16 protein-coding genes are annotated in these 20,198 nt (G+C 68.1%); 9 read left to right on the top strand and 7 right to left on the bottom strand.

All coding sequences use genetic code 11. The features are described 5' to 3' along the window. Nucleotides 1-36: 36 nt before the first annotated feature. A complete protein-coding gene (ureG, locus tag GTV32_RS03395) occupies nt 37-723 on the top strand; it encodes an urease accessory protein UreG (protein WP_161058939.1) in 687 nt (228 codons plus the stop codon). Between the two features lie 7 nt (nt 724-730). Further along, a complete protein-coding gene (locus GTV32_RS03400) occupies nt 731-1,444 on the top strand; it encodes an urease accessory protein UreD (RefSeq protein ID WP_161058940.1) in 714 nt (237 codons plus the stop codon). A gap of 36 nt (nt 1,445-1,480) precedes the next feature. On the opposite strand, the gene GTV32_RS03405 is transcribed toward GTV32_RS03400, so the two are convergent. After that, nucleotides 1,481-2,938 carry an NAD(P)/FAD-dependent oxidoreductase gene (locus GTV32_RS03405; protein WP_161058941.1) on the bottom strand — a complete coding sequence of 486 codons (1,458 nt, stop codon included), beginning with the start codon at nt 2,936-2,938 and terminating at the stop codon, nt 1,481-1,483. 118 nt (nt 2,939-3,056) lie between these two features. Beyond that, the gene (locus tag GTV32_RS03410) at nt 3,057-3,698 is read right to left on the bottom strand and encodes a GNAT family N-acetyltransferase (protein WP_161062310.1); all 642 of its coding nucleotides are present in this window, start codon (nt 3,696-3,698) and stop codon (nt 3,057-3,059) included. Between the two features lie 142 nt (nt 3,699-3,840). On the opposite strand from GTV32_RS03410, the gene GTV32_RS03415 reads away from it, so the two are divergent. From GTV32_RS03415 to recD, 4 genes are read left to right on the top strand one after another with little or no spacing between them, the layout of a single operon-like run. Continuing rightward, a complete protein-coding gene (locus GTV32_RS03415; protein WP_343287197.1) occupies nt 3,841-4,272 on the top strand; it encodes a thioesterase family protein in 432 nt (143 codons plus the stop codon). 32 nt (nt 4,273-4,304) lie between these two features. Next, nucleotides 4,305-7,733: an exodeoxyribonuclease V subunit gamma gene (gene recC, locus GTV32_RS03420; RefSeq protein ID WP_161058942.1), complete on the top strand. Its 3,429-nt coding sequence runs from the start codon at nt 4,305-4,307 to the stop codon at nt 7,731-7,733. After that, nucleotides 7,730-11,071 carry a UvrD-helicase domain-containing protein gene (locus GTV32_RS03425; RefSeq protein ID WP_161058943.1) on the top strand — a complete coding sequence of 1,114 codons (3,342 nt, stop codon included), beginning with the start codon at nt 7,730-7,732 and terminating at the stop codon, nt 11,069-11,071. Before recC ends, GTV32_RS03425 begins: the two co-directional genes overlap by 4 nt. Beyond that, on the top strand, nt 11,068-13,011 hold the full coding sequence (recD, locus tag GTV32_RS03430; protein WP_161058944.1) for an exodeoxyribonuclease V subunit alpha: 1,944 nt from the start codon (nt 11,068-11,070) through the stop codon (nt 13,009-13,011). Before GTV32_RS03425 ends, recD begins: the two co-directional genes overlap by 4 nt. A gap of 10 nt (nt 13,012-13,021) precedes the next feature. On the opposite strand, the gene GTV32_RS03435 is transcribed toward recD, so the two are convergent. Next, on the bottom strand, nt 13,022-13,777 hold the full coding sequence (locus GTV32_RS03435) for a PIG-L family deacetylase (protein WP_161058945.1): 756 nt from the start codon (nt 13,775-13,777) through the stop codon (nt 13,022-13,024). Nucleotides 13,778-13,909: 132 nt separating this feature from the next. On the opposite strand from GTV32_RS03435, the gene htpG reads away from it, so the two are divergent. Further along, entirely contained in the window at nt 13,910-15,892 is a 1,983-nt protein-coding gene (gene htpG, locus GTV32_RS03440) for a molecular chaperone HtpG (protein ID WP_161058946.1), read from the top strand. Nucleotides 15,893-15,924: 32 nt separating this feature from the next. Here the strand turns inward: htpG and GTV32_RS03445 are convergent, their stop codons facing one another. Together GTV32_RS03445 and GTV32_RS03450 are read right to left on the bottom strand one after the other, a co-directional pair. After that, nucleotides 15,925-16,842, bottom strand: coding sequence for a BadF/BadG/BcrA/BcrD ATPase family protein (locus GTV32_RS03445; RefSeq protein ID WP_161058947.1), 918 nt, complete (start codon nt 16,840-16,842; stop codon nt 15,925-15,927). 104 nt (nt 16,843-16,946) lie between these two features. Continuing rightward, nucleotides 16,947-17,387 carry a hypothetical protein gene (locus GTV32_RS03450; protein WP_161058948.1) on the bottom strand — a complete coding sequence of 147 codons (441 nt, stop codon included), beginning with the start codon at nt 17,385-17,387 and terminating at the stop codon, nt 16,947-16,949. Nucleotides 17,388-17,513: 126 nt separating this feature from the next. On the opposite strand from GTV32_RS03450, the gene GTV32_RS03455 reads away from it, so the two are divergent. Further along, nucleotides 17,514-17,990 carry a nitroreductase family deazaflavin-dependent oxidoreductase gene (locus GTV32_RS03455; protein ID WP_161058949.1) on the top strand — a complete coding sequence of 159 codons (477 nt, stop codon included), beginning with the start codon at nt 17,514-17,516 and terminating at the stop codon, nt 17,988-17,990. A 56-nt stretch (nt 17,991-18,046) separates the two neighbouring features. On the opposite strand, the gene GTV32_RS03460 is transcribed toward GTV32_RS03455, so the two are convergent. Beyond that, the gene (locus GTV32_RS03460; RefSeq protein ID WP_161058950.1) at nt 18,047-18,874 is read right to left on the bottom strand and encodes a crotonase/enoyl-CoA hydratase family protein; all 828 of its coding nucleotides are present in this window, start codon (nt 18,872-18,874) and stop codon (nt 18,047-18,049) included. Nucleotides 18,875-18,916: 42 nt separating this feature from the next. Beyond that, complete coding sequence (locus GTV32_RS03465) at nt 18,917-19,390, bottom strand: carboxymuconolactone decarboxylase family protein (RefSeq protein WP_161058951.1); 474 nt, start codon at nt 19,388-19,390, stop codon at nt 18,917-18,919. 128 nt (nt 19,391-19,518) lie between these two features. Between GTV32_RS03465 and GTV32_RS03470 the strand changes: the two genes are divergently transcribed. Next, the gene (locus GTV32_RS03470) at nt 19,519-20,175 is read left to right on the top strand and encodes a PaaI family thioesterase (RefSeq protein ID WP_161058952.1); all 657 of its coding nucleotides are present in this window, start codon (nt 19,519-19,521) and stop codon (nt 20,173-20,175) included. Nucleotides 20,176-20,198 lie beyond the last annotated feature (23 nt).

The following is a 20,198-nucleotide window of genomic DNA, read 5'->3' on the forward strand; positions in this document are numbered from 1 at the left end:
CTTCTGCAACACGACGACAACCACCGAGAGGACGTCATGCCACCGCATCTGATCGACGGAGAACCACACGGCCACGACCACGCCCGGCCGCGCCGCCACCGCGAACCAGGAGAGGCGTTGCGCATCGGCGTGGGCGGGCCGGTGGGCTCGGGCAAGACGGCTCTCGTCGCCGCGTTGTGCCGGCAGTTGCGGGACGAGTTGTCGGTCGCCGTGCTGACGAATGACATCTACACCACCGAGGACGCGGATTTCCTGCGGCGCAACGCGGTTCTCTCCGACGAACGGATCACCGCGGTGCAGACCGGCGGCTGCCCGCATACCGCGATTCGCGACGACATCACTGCCAACCTCGACGCGATCGACGACCTCGTCGCGGCCAACCCGCCGCTGGATCTGATCCTGGTGGAATCGGGTGGCGACAACCTCACGGCCACGTTCTCGACCGGACTCATCGACGTGCAGATCTTCGTCATCGACGTCGCCGGGGGAGACAAGGTGCCACGTAAAGGCGGTCCGGGCGTGACGTTTTCCGATCTGCTGGTGATCAACAAGACCGATCTGGCCGAACAGGTCCACGCTGATCTCGACGTCATGCGAACCGACGCCGAGCGGGTCCGTGAGGGCCGACCAACCGCGATGATCTCACTGACCGACGATCCGGCCGCGACCGACGTCCTGGGGTGGGTGCGAGCGCAACTCGCCGAGATCGCCGTGGCTGGCTGAGTTCCAGGTGCACACCGAGATCGAGATCGTGGCCCGGCGTGGCCGTTCACCACGGGTGAGCGCGTCGGGCGGTCTCGCGTTGCGTCGGACCGGGGCCGAGTCGGCCCATCTCGTCAGCACCGCTGCGACGCCGCTCGGCGGGGACACCATCACGGTCCGCGTGACGGTGGAGGCGGGTGCGGTGCTGCACCTGCGAACCGTCGCGGCGACCATCGCGCTGCCGTCGGCAGACCGTGTCGATTCGACGTCGGAGTGGTCGGTCGACGTCGCCGACGGAGGGCGCCTACTGCTCGATCCCGAGCCGATCGTGATCGCCGGCGGTGCCGATCACCGCAGCTCCACCAGCGTCGTGGCGCAGCCGGGCGCCACCGTGATCATCGCGGAGCACGCGCAACTCGGCCGCGCCACCGAGTTGCCCGAACACGTGGCCCGTGCCCGATGGGAGGGCTCGTTGCGCGTGGACATCGGTGGTGCGCCGGTACTGCGTCATCGACTGATGCTGGGCGGAACCGCGGCCACCGGGCATCGGGCCGCCGGCAGCGTGTTCCGATACCCCGACATGCGACCGGCCGAGGTGTCCACCGACGCCTACGCGGCCCGGCTCGAACTCGCCCGGCCGCCGGGCGTGAACGGTGCGACACTCACCACCGCGCTGGCGCCGACGACCACGCGGGCACGGGCGTTGTGCGACGACCTCGAGCTGGTTCCGATCGCCCTCTGACCGCCCGGCGCAGGCGCGGCTCGGTCCGGTGTGGGGTCAGCTGGCCTCGGCGGCGGACCCGGAGCCGGAATCGCCGTCGGCACCGGCACGGGCGGCCGCCACGTCTGCGGACTCCGCCTCGACCTCCGGAACCGACTTCTTCTCCAGCTCGGACAGGGCGCCCAGCGCGGTACGGGCGTAGACCTGCTGCTCGGTGACGGCGAGCTGCGCCCGGCCCCTCGTGCTGAACGCGAAGAACCAGTTGATGAGGGTGTTCAGCCGGTTGCGGAAGCCCACCAGATAGACGAGGTGAAGGGCGAGCCAGCCGAGCCACGCGAAGTAGCCCTCCGTCTCGAAGGTCTTCTTCGTGCCCGGGATCGGCACCTGCATGACCGCGCTGAATCGCGACACCGTGGCCATCGAACCCTTGTCGTAATAGCTGAACGGCTTGCGCTGGTCCTGCGTCTGACCACGCAGGCCTGCCACGATGGCGTCCGCCGCGTAGCGCCCGCCCTGGATCGCTCCCTGCGCGACACCGGGAACGCCGTCGACCGCCATCATGTCGCCGACCACGAACACGTACGGAAATCCCGGGATGGACAGATCCGGCAGTACCTTCACCCGGCCCGCACGGTCGAGCTCGACGCCGGACTGCTCGGCGAGCTTCTTGCCGAGTGGACTCGCCTGCACCCCGGCCGACCAGACCTTGCACTGGGATTCGATCCGGCGGGTGGTGCCGTCCTTGTCCTTGACGACCAGGCCGTCATAGTCGACATCGACGACCATGGCGTTGAGCTGGACCTCGACGCCCATGCTCTCCAGACGGCGAGCCGCCTTCTTGCCGAGCTTCTCGCCGAAGGGCGGCAACACGGCGGGCGCGGCGTCGAGCAGGATCACCCGTGCCTCGGTCGGGTCGATGTTGCGGAAGGTGCCCTTCAGGGTCTTGTCGCTCATCTCGGAGATCTGGCCGGCGAGCTCGACGCCGGTCGGGCCGGCCCCCACGACGACGAAGGTCAGCAGGCGGGCGCGCTCCTCCGGATCGTCGGACAGTTCGGCCTGCTCGAACGCGCCGAGGATGCGTCCGCGCAATTCGAGGGCGTGGTCGATCGTCTTCATGCCCGGCGCGTACTCGGCGAAGTGGTCGTTGCCGAAATAGGACTGGTCTGCGCCTGCCGCGATGATGATGCTGTCGAACGGGGTGACCGTGATCCGCTCGAGCAGCCTGGACGACACCGTCTTCGCCTCGAGATCGATGTCGAAGACGTCACCGAGCAGCACCTTGCTGTTCTTCTGTTTGCGCAGGATCACGCGGGTTGCCGGCGCGATCTCGCCTTCGGACACGATGCCGGTGGCCACCTGGTAGAGCATCGGCTGGAAAAGGTGATGGGTGGTCCGGGCGATGAGGGTGACGTCGACATCGGACTTCGCCAGACGCTGGGCCGCGAAGAGTCCGCCGAAGCCGGAGCCGACGATCACCACGTGGGGTCGCGCCGAGGTCGGAGTGGGGCTGCTCATCAGAGAACATCTCCTGTCGCTGGGAGGTCGGCTGCTGCCGCGCACCTACAACGGTAGTCAATCTTCGGAGTCCGGTCGCGATGAGGACCCCGGGGCGCGTCGCGGCCGGGGGAGGTCGTCAGGCCGTCAGGTCGGGGACCCCGGCGTGACGGTGTGTCCACCCCGCGGGAACGGTCGGCGACCAGGGCCGCAGGGCGGGCTCTGACCAGCGCATCGTGAGTGTTTCCCAGTGACTGCGCAGAAGTTCGTACTCGACCTCACCGCCACTCGTCGGGAACATCACGCCGTCCTCGGACATGCGGATGGCCGACAGTCGCATGCCGACCTTCTCCATCACACGCCGCGACGCGGTGTTCATCGCCATCGTGCTGGCGAAGACGCGGTCGGCGGCGATCTCCTGGAACGACATGGTGACCAGCGCGTGGGCCGCTTCGGTCGCCAGCCCCCGGCCCCACGCGTCGCGGCGGAGACGGTAGCTGAGCTCGACCTCGGATCGATTGCTGTGACGGGGCGTGCGGAGCGCGAACCAGCCCTGGAAGGCCGATGTGGTGCGGTCCACGGCGGTCCAGATGCCGGTCCGGTGGGCCCGGTGCTCGGCCTGGGCGCGGGGCAAGACCCAGTCCTCGATCTCCTCGCGCGGCGTGGGCATCCCTCCGCTGACAAAGCGCATCACCGCCGGATCGCTGTCCAGCTCGACCAGTGAGTCGACGTCGTGCATCGCGACCGGACGTAGCCGTAGCCGAACCGTCTCCAGGATCACGATCTCCCCCTCGCCTGCATTGCCCATCGGAGAGTGTACGGTCCCGCTGCCGCCCGGTGGGCGCAGTGCACGGGCGTGTTCGGACGCCCGAACGTCTGTCCGTCGGGCACACCGTCGGAGGCACGCGTTAGGGTTTGCGATCGTGGCCGACGAATACCTCGAAGTTCCCATCCAGCTGCGCTTCGGCGACATGGACATCAACAATCACATCAACAATGTGCAGTTCGCCCGGATCTTCGAGGAGTGCCGGGTGCGGTCGTTCGCGACATGGCTGCCCGAGCGACCCGATGGCTTCTCGGTCCTGGTGGCACGGCAGGACATCGTGTACACCGCCGTCCTCGAGTACTCGCTCGACCCGGTCACCGTCCGCTCCTGTGTGAGCCGCATCGGGAACACCTCGTTCACACTGTCGCTGACGCTGGTCGATCCGGCCGGGACGACGTGCGCGGTCGCCGAGACGACGATGGTCTCGGTGAACCCCGAGACCGGTCGGCCGACCCCGGTGCCCGACACGGTGCGGTCGATCCTCGAAGGGCAACTCGTCGTCGGCGCCGGGATGCCGGTCCGCTCCTGACCGGAACCTGACCGGAGGCTGGAGGGCGACACATGTTCCACCTGCACCGCGCCGAACGCACCGATGCGCTCGCCGATGCCCTCGCCGACCTGTTGCGTACCCCGCTCGCGGATCCGATGGCCACGGAGATCGTGTCGGTGCCGGCGCCCGGGGTGGAACGCTGGCTGCAGCAGCGTCTGGCAATGCGCCTGGGCACATCGGGACCCGACGGCGACGGCGTGGCGGCGAACATCGACTTCTCGTCGCCGGCGGTACTGACCGACCGTGTCATCGACGACGGGCTGGCCCGGGCCGGCCTGGCCCCGGTGGCACGCGAGAGGGGTCGGTCGATTGCGGGCGAACGCTGGCGTCCGGCGGCCCTGACATGGCCGGTGCTGCGGGTACTCGACGAGATGATCGACGATCCGCGTCTCGCGGTGCTCGCGCGGCATGTCGGCGCGGACGGCCGCGACAGCGCCGATGAACATCGCCGCGGCCGGCGGTTTGCGACAGCTCGGCAGATCGCGCAGTTGTTCGACGACTACGGGCGACAACGTCCGGCGATGCTGAGTGCCTGGGCGGTGGGCCACGACACCGACGGCATGGGAGCAGCGCTCCCCGCGGACCTGGCCTGGCAGCCCGACTTCTGGCGGGCGGTCCGCGCCGAGATCGGGGAGCGGCATCCGTCGGAATCGCTGACCGACGTCTGCGCGGTGGTGCGCGAGGATGCGGACGCGACGGGGCTGCCGGAACGGCTGTCGGTGTTCGGGCCGACCCGGGTGGCCGAATCGCTGCTGTACGTGCTCGGCGCACTGGCCGTCCACCGCGACGTCCATCTGTTCGTCCCGCACCCCGGCCCGGCTCTGTGGGCGGCAGTGGCCGACGCGGCCGGTCCGTCGACAAGCTCGCGACGTGCCGATCACCGGCCGCCTGCCCTCGCGCACCCACTGCTCGCCAGCCTGTCGCGTGACGTCCAAGAACTCCAGCGCCGGGTGGCTCCGGCGGCCGATCATGTCCTGCACCATCGGCCGGTTTCCGACACCGCGCAGGGCACGGTTCTGGCGGCGCTCCAGGCCGGGATCCGTGACGACCGGCTCGAGGCCGGGGTGGTTCCCCTCGACAATTCGGTCGAGATACATTCCTGCCACGGACCAGAACGTCAGGTCGAGGTCCTGCGGGACCGGCTCCTCCATCTCTTCGCCGACGACCCGACGCTGCAACCCCGTGACGTCCTCGTCATGTGTCCGGACGTGGAGGACTTCGCGCCTCTCATCCGCGGTGCCTTCGGCCAGCCGGGTCTGGGACACCCCGCCTTCGAGTTGCGGGTGAGGCTCGCCGATCGTGGTCTCCGACACACGAATCCCGTCCTCGACGTGGTGGCTGCCGTGGTCGAACTCGCCGCCGGGCGTGTCTCGGCGGGCGCCGTCCTCGACCTGCTCGGGCGACCACCGGTCCGGCTGCGTTTCGAGTTGTCAGACGACGACCTCGAGATCGTCCGGGAGTGGTTGACGGGCAGCAATGTCCGGTGGGCGATCGACGACACGCAGCGGTCGCGCTTCGGGCTGTCGGGTTTCGGCCAGGGGACGTTCGAGGCCGGCCTCGACCGCATTCTCCTCGGTGCGGTCGCCGAGGAGGCCGACGGCGAGTGGCTCGACACGGCCCTCCCGCTCGCGGGTGTGGAGAGCACCGAGATCGACCTCGCCGGGCGTTTCGCGGAGTTCGTCACCCGCCTGTCGACCACGCTGCACGATCTGGCCGGCACCCACCACCCGCAGCGGTGGGTCGACATCTTGATCGGCATCGTCGACGCCCTGGTGGCGACCGACTTCGACGAAGAATGGCAACGCGCACAGGCGATCCGATCGATCACGGCCGCATTCGACGACCCGCGTGCCGATCGGGATGACACGCCGACGACGCTGCGTCTCGGCGATGTCCGGGATCTGATGGCGGGGCTGGTGGCCGCCACGCCGACCCGCTCCAACTTCCGAACCGGTGAACTCACCGTCTGCTCGATGGTGCCGATGCGGTCGGTACCGCACCGCGTGATCGTGCTGCTGGGAGTCGATGCCGACGCTTTCCCGCGGGCGCAGCGCACGGACGGCGACGACATCCTTGGTCGGTCGCCCCTGCTGGGCGAGCGGAATCCGCGCGACGAGGACCGCCAGCTGTTCCTGGACGCCATCTGCGCCGCGCAGGAGAACCTCCTGCTCTTCTACACGGGCGCCGATCCCGTCTCCGGCCAACGGGTTCCGCCTGCCGTCGTGGTGAGCGAGCTCGTCGACGCGGTGCACACCCTCACGACCGGTACCGCCACCGACGACGCGACCGGTTGTACCCGCCTGCACACGCTCCACGGGTTCGACGAGCGCAATTTCGTGCCGGGCGCGATCGCCGGTGTCGACGGGCCGTTCTCCTACGACCGAGCGCTCCTCGATGGTGCGCGTGCCCTGGGGGCCGCGCCGGTGACCGCGCGACGGATCTCGGACATCAGACTGGAGACGACGGAACCCGACGACATCGCCCTCGACACACTCGTCAGCTTCCTGACCAACCCGATCGAAGGATTCGTCCGGCAACGACTCGGCGTGCGGGTTCCCGACGAGGAACGACCCCACGCCGACCAACTCGACGTCGAGCTGGCTGCCCTGGACCGCTGGGGGATCGGCGACCGGTTCCTGTCCCGGATGCTCGCCGGGAGCGATCTGGCAGACTGTCAGGCTGCTGAGCTCCGGCGTGGTACGTTGCCGCCGTTCGCATTCGGGACCCGTGAGTTGCAAGCCATCTCCGCGGACGTCGAGGCCGTTTTCGACGCCGCCTCCGCTGCCAGATCTGGCCAGTCCCAGACGACCGACGTGGTGGTGCCCCTCCCGGACGGTCGCCGGCTCCACGGCACCGTCGGCGACATCTTCGCGGGTACCACGGTCACCGCCACCTATTCGAAACTCCGGGCCAAGCAGCGGCTCGGAGCCTGGATACGGCTCCTGGCCCTCGCCGCGGCGGACCACGGCGACGAGTCGGGATCTCCGATGCGGGCCGCCGTGGTGGTGGCCCGCCGGACCGGGCGGTCGGGAGGCGTCGCCCGGTCGTTGTTCGCCGTTCCCGACGACCCGCTTGCCGTTCTCGTCGACCTGATCGCCATACGGGATGTGGGTTTGCGTCGGGTGCTGCCGCTGCCGCTGGACCCGGCCGCGGATTTCGCCGATCACCACCGTCGAACTGGCCGCGTCGACCGAGCGCTCCCGGCCGCCCGCAAGGCTTTCGACGGCGATTTCGGTGCCGGACGGGACCGGTACCTGCGGTTGGCGTACACCGGGGACGTCACGGCGGCCGTCGACTTCGGTGTCCTGACCGACGAAGTGTTCCAGGGCGATCACCGGTGGTGCGATCTACCGCTGCCGGGCGACGTCGGGGATCCGGTGTTCGCCGGACTCGCCCGGCGGGTGTGGGAGCCCCTCATGGATCACGAGACGATGACATGACGCCGGCACCGACCGCATTCGATGTGACGGCTGAGTTGCCGGACGGCACCACGGTTCTGGAGGCGAGCGCCGGAACCGGGAAGACCTTTGCGATCGTGGGTTTGGGCGCGCGGTTCATCGCCGAGGGCGTGCCGATCGACAAGTTGCTGCTCGTCACCTTCAGCCGTGCGGCAACCGCGGAGTTGCGCGAACGGATGCGCGAGCGGGTCGCCGAACTCGTTCGGGCGCTTCAAGATCCGACGCGGTGTCGAACGGCCGACGATCCGCTCGTTCGTCATCTGGGTGCCGGCACCGACGCCGAGGTGACCGTGCGTCGGGAGCGTCTGGTGCGGGCGCTGTCGGACTTCGACGCATCGACGATCGCGACCACACACACCTTCTGCAACCGGATGCTCGACGCCTTGGGATTCCTCGGCGAACGCGAACTCGTCCACGAGATCGTCGAGGACGTCGACGATCTCGTGGACGAGGCCGCCCTCGATACCTACATCCGCGGGTATGCGGGGTCCGATCGCCCGGAGATCTCGCTCGCCGACGCCAGGTCGATCGCGCGTGACGCGGTTCGTCAGCCGGCCGCCGCCCTGGCTCCGACGGTCGACGACCTCGGCGGTGCAACCGGAGACGAGGCGACGGTCGCGACCCGACGCGTGCGGTTCGCGGCCCGCGTGCGGCAGATCATCGAAGACCGCAAGCGGTTGTCGCGTCTACGCACCTACGACGATCTCCAGATGATCCTGTTCCGGATCGTCACCGACCCGGTGGTGGGACCGGCCGCGTGTGAACGGATCCGGTCGGTTTTCGAGGCCGTATTGGTCGACGAGTTCCAGGACACCGACCCGCAGCAGTGGGAGATCGTCCGGCGGTGTTTCCACGGTCATCGCACGCTTGTGCTGGTGGGTGACCCCAAGCAGTCGATCTACGGATTCCGCGGTGCCGAGGTCCTGAGTTATCTGCAGGCGGTCGGTTCGGCCGACACCCTTCGTGCGCTCGATGTGAACCGCCGTTCCGACGGTGATCTGGTCGATGCCCTCGGGCGCTTGTACGGCGGTGCGGAACTGGGGCATCGCGACATCGTGGTTCGTCCGGTGAGTGCCGACCGCTCCGGCAGCCGGATCGACGGGATGTCGCCGGTCCGGCTGAGGGCGTTCCCGCGCAAGGCATTCCCGGTCACCGGACGCAGCGGGTTCGCGGCGGTCGGGGCCGTGCGGGACCGCGTGATCGCCGATGTCGCCCGGGATATCGCCGGGTTGCTGGCCTCGGGCACGGCCATCGAGGTCGACGGGGTGGTGCGCCCGGTCGAACCCGGCGATATCGCGGTGCTCGTCACGCTGAACAAGACGATCGAGCCTCTGCAACGCCATCTGCAGGATCATGGGGTGGCAGCGGTCATCGGGTCCGGTACCAGCGTCTTCCACACCGCGGCCGCGCGGCACTGGCTCGCCGTGATCCGGGCGATAGAACAGCCGGCCCGCGCCGACCTCGTCCGGCTGGCCGCACTCAGCCCACTGGTCGGCCGAGCCCCCGAGGACCTGTCCGCCGACGACGGATCCGACACCGCCGCATTGGCCGAGACCCTGCACGGGCTCGGCCGGGTGTTCGACGAGGGTGGATTCGCCGCGATGTCACAACGTCTGATGAATCGCATGGGGGTTGCCGAGCGGGTGCTCGCGGCCGAGGACGGCGAACGGGCATTGACCGACCTCCTCCAGGTGGCTTCCCTGTGCAACGCCGAGGTCATGGAGACTTCGTGTGGTGTGAGCGCGTTGATCGAATGGCTCGCCGACCGGATCGCGGACACCACCCGGTGGCAGCGGCACGAGGACCAGACCCGACGGCTCGACCGAGACACCGAGGCCGTGCAGATCATGACGGTGCACCGGAGCAAGGGATTGCAGTTCCCGATCGTGTACGTGCCGTTCGCCTGGGACGGCACACGGAATTCCAACCGTGCGACCTTCACCTACCACGATGATTCGGGCGCCCGCATCCTCGACGTGGGCGGCAAGGAAGCGCCCGGCTATCAGGCGCGGTGGCGACGGCACGAGAGCGAGTCGGCGGGTGAAGAGCTACGCCTGCTGTACGTCGCGCTCACCCGTGCGCAGTCGCAAGTGGTGATCTGGTGGGCGCCTGCGTACTTCACGAAGAACTCGGCACTGCATCGGCTCCTGTTCGGCCGCAAGCCGGATACCGCGACCGTGCCGGAGAGCTTCGATGTCCCTGACGATGACACATGTGGTCGTGTACTCACCGGCTACGGTGGTGCCGATGGCCTCATCCGGGTGGAGGTGGCGGGCCGCGACGGCGCCGACTCCGCGGCACAGCGCCCACCCGCGCGTCCGCGGAGCGGATTGGCCGTTGCCCTGTTCGACCGTGCCATCGATCAGAGTTGGCGTCGCACTTCGTATTCGGCGATCGTCGCCGCCGCCGGTCATCACGCCCATCAACCGGCGCTGGCGTCCGGTAGCGAGGCGGCGGACGGTCTGATCGCCGACGAACCGGCGGAGGCGGTGGACGGCACTGCGGTCACCGCACAACCGGTCGAGGGCACTGCATCTCTGATGAACGGCATGCCGTTCGGTGCGGCGTTCGGCACCCTGGTCCATGAGGTACTCGAATACGTCGACACCGATGCCGCCGACATCAGCGCGCACGTGCGCGAACTCTGTACCGCCGCGATCGAGGCTCGGATGGTCGACGTCGATGTCGACCGCTTGACGGCAGCGCTGGTGGGCGTGCTCACCACGCCATTGGGGTTCGGCGATCTCTGGCAGGTCCGCCCCGTCGACCGGTTGGCCGAGCTGGACTTCGAGTTCCCCCTCACGGCCGAATCGGCGACGGCGACGCCTCCGCCCGGCGTCGCGATGGCCTCGATAGCCGATCTGATGGACCGTCACCTCCCCGCCGACGACCCCCTCGTCGACTACGGTGCGCGGCTCCGGGAGATGCCACCGCAACGGATACGTGGTTTCCTCACCGGGAGCATCGATTCGGTGCTGCGCACCCCCGACAACCGCTTCGTGGTGGTCGATTACAAGACCAACAGATTGCGGCCCGGCGACCTGGCCGCAGAAGACTTCGACCGCGATGCGATGGCCGCAGAGATGATGGGCGCCAATTATCCGCTTCAGGCTCTGCTGTATTCGGTTGCGCTTCATCGATATCTGCGGTGGCGACTGCGCGGCTACGACGCCGCAGAACATCTCGGGCCCGTGCAGTACCACTTCGTCCGGGGCATGGTCGGTCCCGACACCCCGCCCGGGTGCGGTGTCTTCGAATGGAAGGTCCCGGCCCGGTTGGTCGAGGAGCTCTCGGACCTGCTCGCGAAGGGGACGGCATGACCATCACGCAGTCCGACGGAACGAGCGGACGGGACCCAGAGGGGTCGCGGCCGGTCCGCACCACGTCCGATCCCCGGACGGTTGCCTCAGGAGATGGCACGCTGGGACTCCTGAACTCCCGGGGTGTGCTCGACGCCGCGGACGTCCATGTCACCCGACGCCTCGTGCTGCTGAGTGGTGGACACGTGAGCGACGCCGCGCAGATCGCGACGGCGTTGGCGGTGCGGGCTGTGCGACAGGGGTCGACGTGCCTGGCCATCGGACGGGTCCCGGAGATCGGCGCCGACGACGCTGCCGTCGCCGAGGTGCTGCCGTCGCCCGACGAGCTGGAACGAGCGTTGGTGGACTGTGTCCTGGTTCGCGGTGGCGAGACCGGACCCTTGCGGCCGCTGGTCCTCGCCACCTCAGACGACGGTCCGTTGCTCTACTTGCGGAAGTACTTTCGCCAGGAGGAACTGATCCGCTCGGTGCTGGGCGAACGCCGTGCGTCCCGCCCCGATGTCGATGTGTCCGACGTGACGTCGGCTGTGGAAGCGGTCTTCGGCCCGGCGGATCCCGGCGACGCGGATCTACAGCGCATCGCGGCCCAGATGGCTGCCGTCAGTTGGACACTGGTGGTCGCGGGTGGGCCGGGCACAGGCAAGACATACACGGTCGCCAGGATCCTGGCGGTGTTGGATCGGCTCGCCGGGGGAAGTGCCCGAATCGGGCTCTGCGCGCCGACGGGTCGAGCGGCGGCTCAATTGCAGGCGGCGGTGTCGGCCGACGAGGCCGCGCCGCGATCGGTGCACGCGGTGACCGTGCACTCGTTGCTGGGCTGGCGTCCGGGATCGGCTCCACGGTTCGGCAGAGGCAACAAGCTCCCACACGATGTCGTCGTGGTGGACGAGACCTCGATGTTGTCGATGACTGCGATGAGCAAACTGCTCGACGCGGTGCGCCCGGACGCCCGGGTGATCCTGGTCGGCGATCCACATCAGCTCGCGTCGGTCGAGGCGGGCGCGGTCCTTGCCGATCTCGTCGATCGTGATGACGCGGCGGCCCCCACTCCGATTCCGCGCGGGGTTCTCGACGAGGACGTGATGTCGACGATCTCCGACCGCGACCGGGTCGAACGCGGTGTCGTCACGCTGCGTCGGGGGCACCGGTTCGGGGGCGGCATAGCCAGGGTGGCCGCGGCCATCAACCGCGGAGATACGGACTCCGTTCTCGACCTGGTCGGCGATCCGTCCCTCGCGGACGTGACCCTGGTCGCAGCCGATGACCTCGATGAGGTGCGTACCGATGTCGTGGCCTGGGGAACCGCCCTGCGCGCCGCCGCGATGGCGGCCGATGCGGACGGTGCGCTCGACGCCCTCGACGGGCACCGGGTGCTGTGTGCACACCGGGAGGGTGTCTGGGGCGTCCAGGGATGGTCGCACCGGGTCGTCGAATGGCTGGCGGACGTCCCGGACCACCCACCGCATCTGTCGCTCGACTCGACATCACGCGAGGCCGGTCAGCCCATTCTGGTCACCGCGACCGACCGGCAGGCGGGCACGTTCAACGGCGACAGTGGGGTGGTGGTCCGGACGGGCCGTGCCGAGGGAACCCTTGCTGCCCCGGAGCCGGACACCGATGCGCTGAAGGTCGTGTTCCGGCGCGGCGCGCAGATCTTCGCATTGCATCCGACTCAACTCGCGGATGCGGTGCCGATGTATGCGATGACGATCCACCGGAGCCAGGGCAGCCAGTTCGACGGTGTGACCGTCATCCTGCCGCCGGAGGGGTCCGAACTGCTCACCCGCGAGTTGCTCTACACCGCTGTCACCCGCGCTCGACGACGGGTCCGTATCGTCGGGTCTCCGGAGATTCTGGCCGCCGCCGTCGCGCGTCGTGTGCAGCGTGCCAGCGGGCTGCGGTCACCGATCCGGGTCGTGGAGGCGCCCGAAGCGACCTGATCAGGTGCGGTCACTCGAGGTCGACGCCACCGGGGACGAGGTCACGACGTAGGAAGCACTCGGTCCCCAGCAGGCGGCTGCGCCGCTCGGGCGGGAGGCTCATCAGGGCTTTCATCGTCCGGCTGCGGTCGAGTTCGGTTCGATGACAGAAAATGGCATCCGCCTTGCGGTCGCGCCACTGCGAGACGTCGAGCACCAGGTCGACATCGTCCTCCGGGGTGCCCGGCAGATACTTCGGCGGCAGGTCGGCGAAGAGATCGTGCTGCACGTCGTCGACCATCCACTGGGCGATCGTCACGAAGTACATGGAACGCACCCGCCAGGCTTCGCCCGCTGATCGGTACAGCCCGCCTGATGCGGCGGCGTCGGCCGCCACGGTGGCGAGCCGGTGTGCGTGCACGTGATCGGGGTGGCCGTAGACGCCGATCGCGTCGTAGGTGACGACGGCGTCCGGGCGTAGGCGCCGGATGTGCTCCACCAGCGTCCGTACCTGGGCGTCGAGGGGTGCCGAACAGAATCGCACGGAATCCGGTGCGGAGTCGGGCACGCGGTCATCGGCATAACCGAGCATGATCGGAGGGCGCGGAAGTCCGAGTGTTCGGGCGGCCTCCACCAACTCCGTGTGCCGTCCGGTGCCCGCGGCCCAGGTACACACGACCAGGTCGGCGTCGCCCCCTCGGGAAGTGTGGCGGGCGATGGCGCCGCCGGTCCACAGCGATTCGTCGTCGGGGTGCGCGTGCACGAACAACAGACGAGGAGGAGCCATGCACCTGTCTTCCTGTTGCGGGACTTCCGGCAGTGTGCGGACGGCCGGTGAGTGGGCCGACCCACTTCAGAGTAGCCAATCGGCTGATCGGTAATATGCGGCTCCGACAATGACTCTGACGCGGAGGTAATCGTGAGTGGTCAAACAGAGGTTCGCGAGTTCCAGGCCGAGACCCGGCAGCTGCTGGATCTCATGGTCCATTCGGTCTACTCGAACAAGGACAGCTTCCTACGTGAACTGATCTCCAACGCATCCGACGCGCTCGACAAGGTCCGATTGGAATCGCTCCAGGACAAGAGCCTCGAGGTGGACACCTCCGATCTGCACATTCAGTTGGACGCCGATCGGGAAGCCCGCACCCTCACGGTGCGCGACAACGGCATCGGCATGTCGCGCGACGACGTCATCGGACTGATCGGCACGCTCGCTCGCTCCGGCACCGCCGAGCTCCGGCGCAAGCTGGCCGAGGTCAAGGATGCGGCTGCCTCCGAGGAGTTGATCGGACAGTTCGGCATCGGTTTCTACTCGACCTTCATGGTCGCCGACCGGGTCACCCTGGTCACCCGTCACGCCGGCGAGGACACCGGGACCCGATGGGAATCGACAGGCGACGGCACGTACACGCTCGACGAGGTGGTCGACGCACCGCAGGGGACCTCTGTGACCCTCGCGCTGAAGCCGGTGGACACCGACGATCATCTGTACGACTACACCGACCCGGCCAAGTTGCGTCAGCTCGTCAAGCGCTACTCGGACTTCATCGCGTGGCCGATCCGGATGGACGTGGAGAAGACGGTCCCCGCGCCGGAGACCGATGGTGACGACGACACCGAGGCCGAGCCGACCACCGAGATCGTCAGCGAGACCATCAACTCGCAGAAGGCGTTGTGGGCCAAATCCTCCGACGAGGTGACCGAGCAGGAGTACCACGAGTTCTACCGTCACGTCAGTCACGCCTGGGATGAGCCGCTCGAGGTCATCACGCTGAAGGCGGAGGGCACCTTCGAGTACCAGGCGCTGCTCTTCATCCCGACGCAGGCGCCCTTCGACCTGTTCATGCGGGAACGGACCTCGGGCGTTCAGCTCTACGTCAAGCGCGTCTTCATCATGGACGACTGCGAGGAGCTCATCCCGGAGTACCTCCGCTTCGTGAAGGGCGTGGTCGACGCGTCCGACCTGTCGCTCAACGTCTCGCGAGAGATCCTGCAGCAGGACCGCCAGATCAGGGCGATCCGTCGCCGACTCACCAAGCGAGTGATCTCGACGGTCAGCGACATGCGCGGCTCGCGGCCGGATGACTACCGCACGTTCTGGCAGAACTTCGGCCGGGTGTGGAAGGAGGGGCTGGTCAACGACCTCGACAATCGAGATGCCGTCCTCAAGGCGTCGTCGTTCGAGTCGACGGATTCCGCTGAGGATCTCACCACGCTGGCCGACTATGTCGCGCGGCTGCGCGGTGGGCAGGACACCATCTATTACATGACGGGCGAGACCCGCCAGCAGATCGAGAACTCACCGCACATCGAGGCGTTTCGTGCGAAGGGGATCGAGGTCCTCCTGCTGACCGATCCGGTGGACGAGATGTGGGTGACCAGCGGTCTGGAGTTCGAGGGCAAGTCCTTCACCTCGATCGCCAAGGGTGCGGTGGACCTCGACGATGTCGATGCCGCGTCGACCGACGACGCCGACACCGAAAAAGCCAAGGCGGACAAGGAAAAGCAGGCCGAGGAGTTCTCGGGCCTGCTGGACTGGCTCGCCGAGACCCTCTCCGAGGATGTCAACGAGGCTCGTATCTCGTCCCGGCTCACGGAGTCGGCGGCATGCCTGGTCGGCGACACGTTCTCGATGTCGCCGCAGCTGGAGAAGCTCTATCGTGCGTCGGGGCAGGAGCTACCGAAGACGAAGCGGGCCCTCGAGATCAACGCGGGTCATCCGCTGATCGCCGGTTTGAACGACGCCTTCCGGTCCTCCGACGACCACGAGCCCCTCACTGCGACAGCGAAATTGATCTATGGAATGGCGGTGATCGCCGAGGGAGGTGAGCTCGGCGATCCGGCCGAGTTCGCCAAGTTGCTCGCAGGCACACTGACCGAGTCGCTCGGTTCCGCGTCCTGAGGGCTCAGACCTGCGGACCGGCCGGGACCCCGTTACGCGCGGTGCACCTGGCCGGTCAGCGGATGTCCCGACGGTAGGTCGAGCAGCAGCCCGACGCCGTCGAGTGGTTCGCCATGCGGCGCCTCGACGGCGACACCCGGCACTGCGCCGCCGAGCAGTTCGACGAACCGTGTTCGGATCTGCTCGTTGCGGGTCAGCACCTGACCCATCCAGCTGACCCGCGCCTGCTCGTCGCGCCGGTGCCCGCTGCGGCGCAGTGCGGCCGAGACCGAGGCGGCCAGCTCAGCGGCCGCCCGGTCGTTGATCGCGAGAGCGACCTGGTCACCGGCGCGGGCCGCATCGTCGACCGCCTTGGCGAATCCGGCGGTACGACGCACCCGATCGCTGTCTCCCTGCAACGCCATGTAGAGCTCGGGCAGCGGTCCGAACCGTTCGCGCGCCGACGACTCGAGTCGGGTTTCGGGCCCTCGGCCGTCGAAGGAGCGCAGGGCCGCCTCGAGACCTGCCCGTCCGATCCAATATGCGCTCCCGGCATCGCCGACCAGGTGGCCCCAGCCGTCCACACGCGCGGTGCCGGACCGGCCGACCCCGAGGGTGACGACACCGGTGCCCACCGCCGTCACGGCGCCGAGCGACAGGCCGTTGGCCGCGAGGTACGCCGACACCGAGTCGTGGGCCAGCGCGACCGAACCGATGCCGAGGTCGGCCACCGCGTCTCGAAGCTCCTCCGGGCGCGTCGCGTCCGGGGTGAGCCCTGAGACGCCTGCCGCCAATTCGTCCACCGAACTTCCTGCCGCAGCGAGTATTTCGCTTGCCGCACGGGCGATCTGCGGGACCACCGGCCGGTCGGTCCGGATTGGTCCCGCGGCGTGATCGGTGCTCGACGTCTGACCGACGATCCGCACGCGAGTCCCGGTCTGCCCACCGTCGAGCAGGATACGTCGTGCCATGACCGTCCGATCTCCGTGTGGCTTTGTGCCGGTGTCGGGTCACCGGCACTCACGGGTCAAGCTACCCGGCCTGCAGGCCCGTTCCAACGGCCGGCGACTGCGCGTCAGGCAGCCGAGTCGGTGGCTACCGTCAGCGGGACCAGCTCCACGTCGTTCGCACGATGGATCGGGTGCAGGGTCACGCCATGGCGGACGGCGTCGTCGGTCAGTACGCGTGCCCAGGCCATGTCGTCATCGGTCACACCGTCGCTGCCCGGCCGGGACAGCAGCAGGGCGACGGACAGATCCGGCATCTCTGCGAGTGTCTCCGCCAGACGGCTCATCAGGATGTCGGAGAGAAACGGGTCAGGACTCGTGGGAATCGGCAATTGGTTCAGTGCGGGCGCCTGGAGGTGATCGGCGTCGATGAACGTGAACCACAACAGGACTTCGGAGAAGCCGAGCGGCTCCATCAGCAGACGCCAGCGTCGGTGGAGGTCGACGGCCGTGTAGATGGGATCGTGGGCGGTACTGATGTCGGGTCGCGCAGAGTTGTCATGTGTCATGCCGCGATCATTCACCGCCCGGCACGGATGTGAGATCGGCCATCCACAGGTCTCGCGGCCTGTGGATATGGGTGTGGCGCGGCACGCCGAGGTGAAGCAGCGGCGGTCGAATGCAACACTTGGGGCATGGGCGCCCTCACGCCGTTGGCGATCAAGATCGGTTCCATCAGTTGGATGCCACGACTGCTACCGCAGATCGTCGTGGTCGACAGTGCGGTGCAACGGATCACCGGCCAGAAGTACGGTTTGCTCGACATCGGTGGACTGCCGAACATCACGCTGCGGGTCGCCGGCAGACGCAGTGGGGTGGTGCGGTCGACCCGCCTGCTGGCGGTGCCGACCGAGAACGGCTGGCTGATCGCCGGATCGTATTTCGGGGGGCCACGTATGCCGCAGTGGGTCTTCAATCTGCGCTCCGCGGACACCGCCGAGGTCGGCCATCATGGGCAGTACGAGACGGTGACGTGGCGCGAGCTCGACGGCGACGAACGCGGCAAGGCGTGGGCGAGGATGGTCGAGGTCTGGCCCAACTTCGACCTCTACGTCGCACGAACAGAGCGTGAGATCCCGGTCTTCCTGCTCGAGCCGGTCGCTCTGGTCTGATGCGGGTGCGGGACCGCCCGCCGGGGAGAGACCCGCGGCGGACGGTGGCTCCGCGCTCAGGCGCCCCGGAACTCCGGGGGCCGCTTCTCGAACACGGCGCTGATGGCTTCGGTGAGGTCGTCGCTCGGCAGGAAGGCAGAGTTCCACGCCGCGACGTACCGGAGGCTGTCGTCGACGGCCGGGCGCCGGCTGTGATCGAGCACCGACTTCACGCCCTGCACCACCAACGGCGGATTCGCGGCGATCTCGGCTGCGGTCGCTCGCGCCGCGGCCAGCACGCCGTCGCGATCCGGTAGGACATCGTTCACCAGTCCGATCCGCAACGCGTGATCGGCGTCGATGTCCTTGCCGGTCAGCGCGAGTTCACGCAGATGTCCGTCGCCGATGATCTGGGGCAGGCGTGCGAAGCTGCCGACATCGGCGACCATGGCCACCTTGACCTCGCGCACGCTGAACTTGGCGTCGGCAGCCGCATACCGGATGTCGGCTGCACTGATCAGGTCGACGCCGCCACCGATGCACCAGCCCGACACCGCCGCCACGACGGGCTTGCGGCAGTCGGCCACGGCCGAGATCGCGCCCTGCATGCGACGCACCATGTCGTGGAACTCGGTCCGCGGACGCGCTTTGGCGCCTTCGGCGAGCACCGTTCCGAGGTCGCCCGCCATCGCCGGAAGGTCGAGACCGTAGGAGAAGTGAGATCCCGCTCCGGTCAGGACGATCGCGCGCACGTCGTCGTCACGATCGAGCTGCGCACAGATCTCGGGGAGTTCGCGCCAGAAATCAGGCCCCATCGCGTTGCCCTTACCCGGCCCTGTCAAGGTCACCTCCGCGACGAACTCGGAGATCGAGACCTCGAACGCATTCCACTGTTGATCGTTCATGGTGGTGAGGCTACCGGGCGGTGCGATCGGGCACAGTGGCGGTCAGATCGACAATCGGCACGCCTGGCCCACGTCCAGAACGCGGAGGGCGCGTCCCTGACCCAGCCACAACGCGCACGACAACGCCAGATCGACGACCAGTTCGTCCGACAGGACGGTGCAACACCGTTCCCAGAAGTGCTCGTCTTCGCGCAGACCTATGTGATCGGTCGCGAATCGATGGGCGAAGTCCGCTGCGACGCGTTCACCATCGGAGTACCCGGGCCAGGTGGCCCACTCGCCGACATGACGATAGAACTCTTCGTCGAGCCCGCTGGCCTCGGCGCGGGTGTTGCGGCACACGGCGCATTCGTTGTGACCCGCGATCACCATTCGTGCCAGCTCGCGAGTGCGCGGGTCGAGCCGGCTCTTGTTGTAGACCGCGTCGGCATAGGAGCCGAGCGCACCTCCGAGCGCCGGCGAGAGGCCGAGCCACCCGATGATGTCGTCGTCTGCGAAGTCGCCGATCCGTGCCATGGCGCAAGCCTAGCAAGAACGAGAACGTGTTCTCGTTCGATCACGATGGTCGTCACCGACACCATGAGGTGCTTCGCCGGTGGGATAGCGTGGGTTTTCGGGCCCTGTCGAACAGTGCGAGGTGAACGATGAGCGGGTACATCACCGAGGAGATCCCGGCCGAGGAGTTGACGCGGCAGATCGAGCGGGCGAGGGAGATCGGCGACAGTGTGCGCTCCCTGGTCGCCGCGACGGTGGTGACGGACGTCGACGACGACGATCTCGCCGAAGCGCGTCGGCACATCGATGCGGCCACGGAGATCCTCGAGCGACGCCGGATCGATGCGTCGTTCGGCTTGCGCTTCAACTCCGATGGGCGGCTGCGGAACTGGGGAAATGCGGTGGAGGGTATCCGCAATCCGATCGCACCGCCCGTCGAGTTCCACGCCGAGCCCGACCACGTCTGGTCGGAGTTACACCTCGGACCGCAGTACGAGGGCCCTCCCGGGTTGGTGCACGGTGGGGTCATCGCACTCATTCTCGATCAGGTTCTCGGCAATGCGGCAGTGAATGCTGGGGCGCCCGGCATGACGGGGACCTTGACGATCCGCTACCGGAAGGGGACGCCGCTCGGATCCCTCCGCGTCGAGGGTCGCCTGGACCGCACCGAGGGTCACAAATCGTTTGCCAGCGGGACGATCTCGACTGCCGACGGTCTGTGCGCCGAGGCCGAGGGCATCTTCATCATGCCCCGATGGGCCCGCGGTCTCGACGCGAGCCGGCAGATGGGTGTCGGCGACGCGTGAGCGCGAGCCGTCTACACCGCTGG

Source organism: Gordonia sp. SID5947, assembly GCF_009862785.1.
GTDB lineage: Bacteria > Actinomycetota > Actinomycetes > Mycobacteriales > Mycobacteriaceae > Gordonia.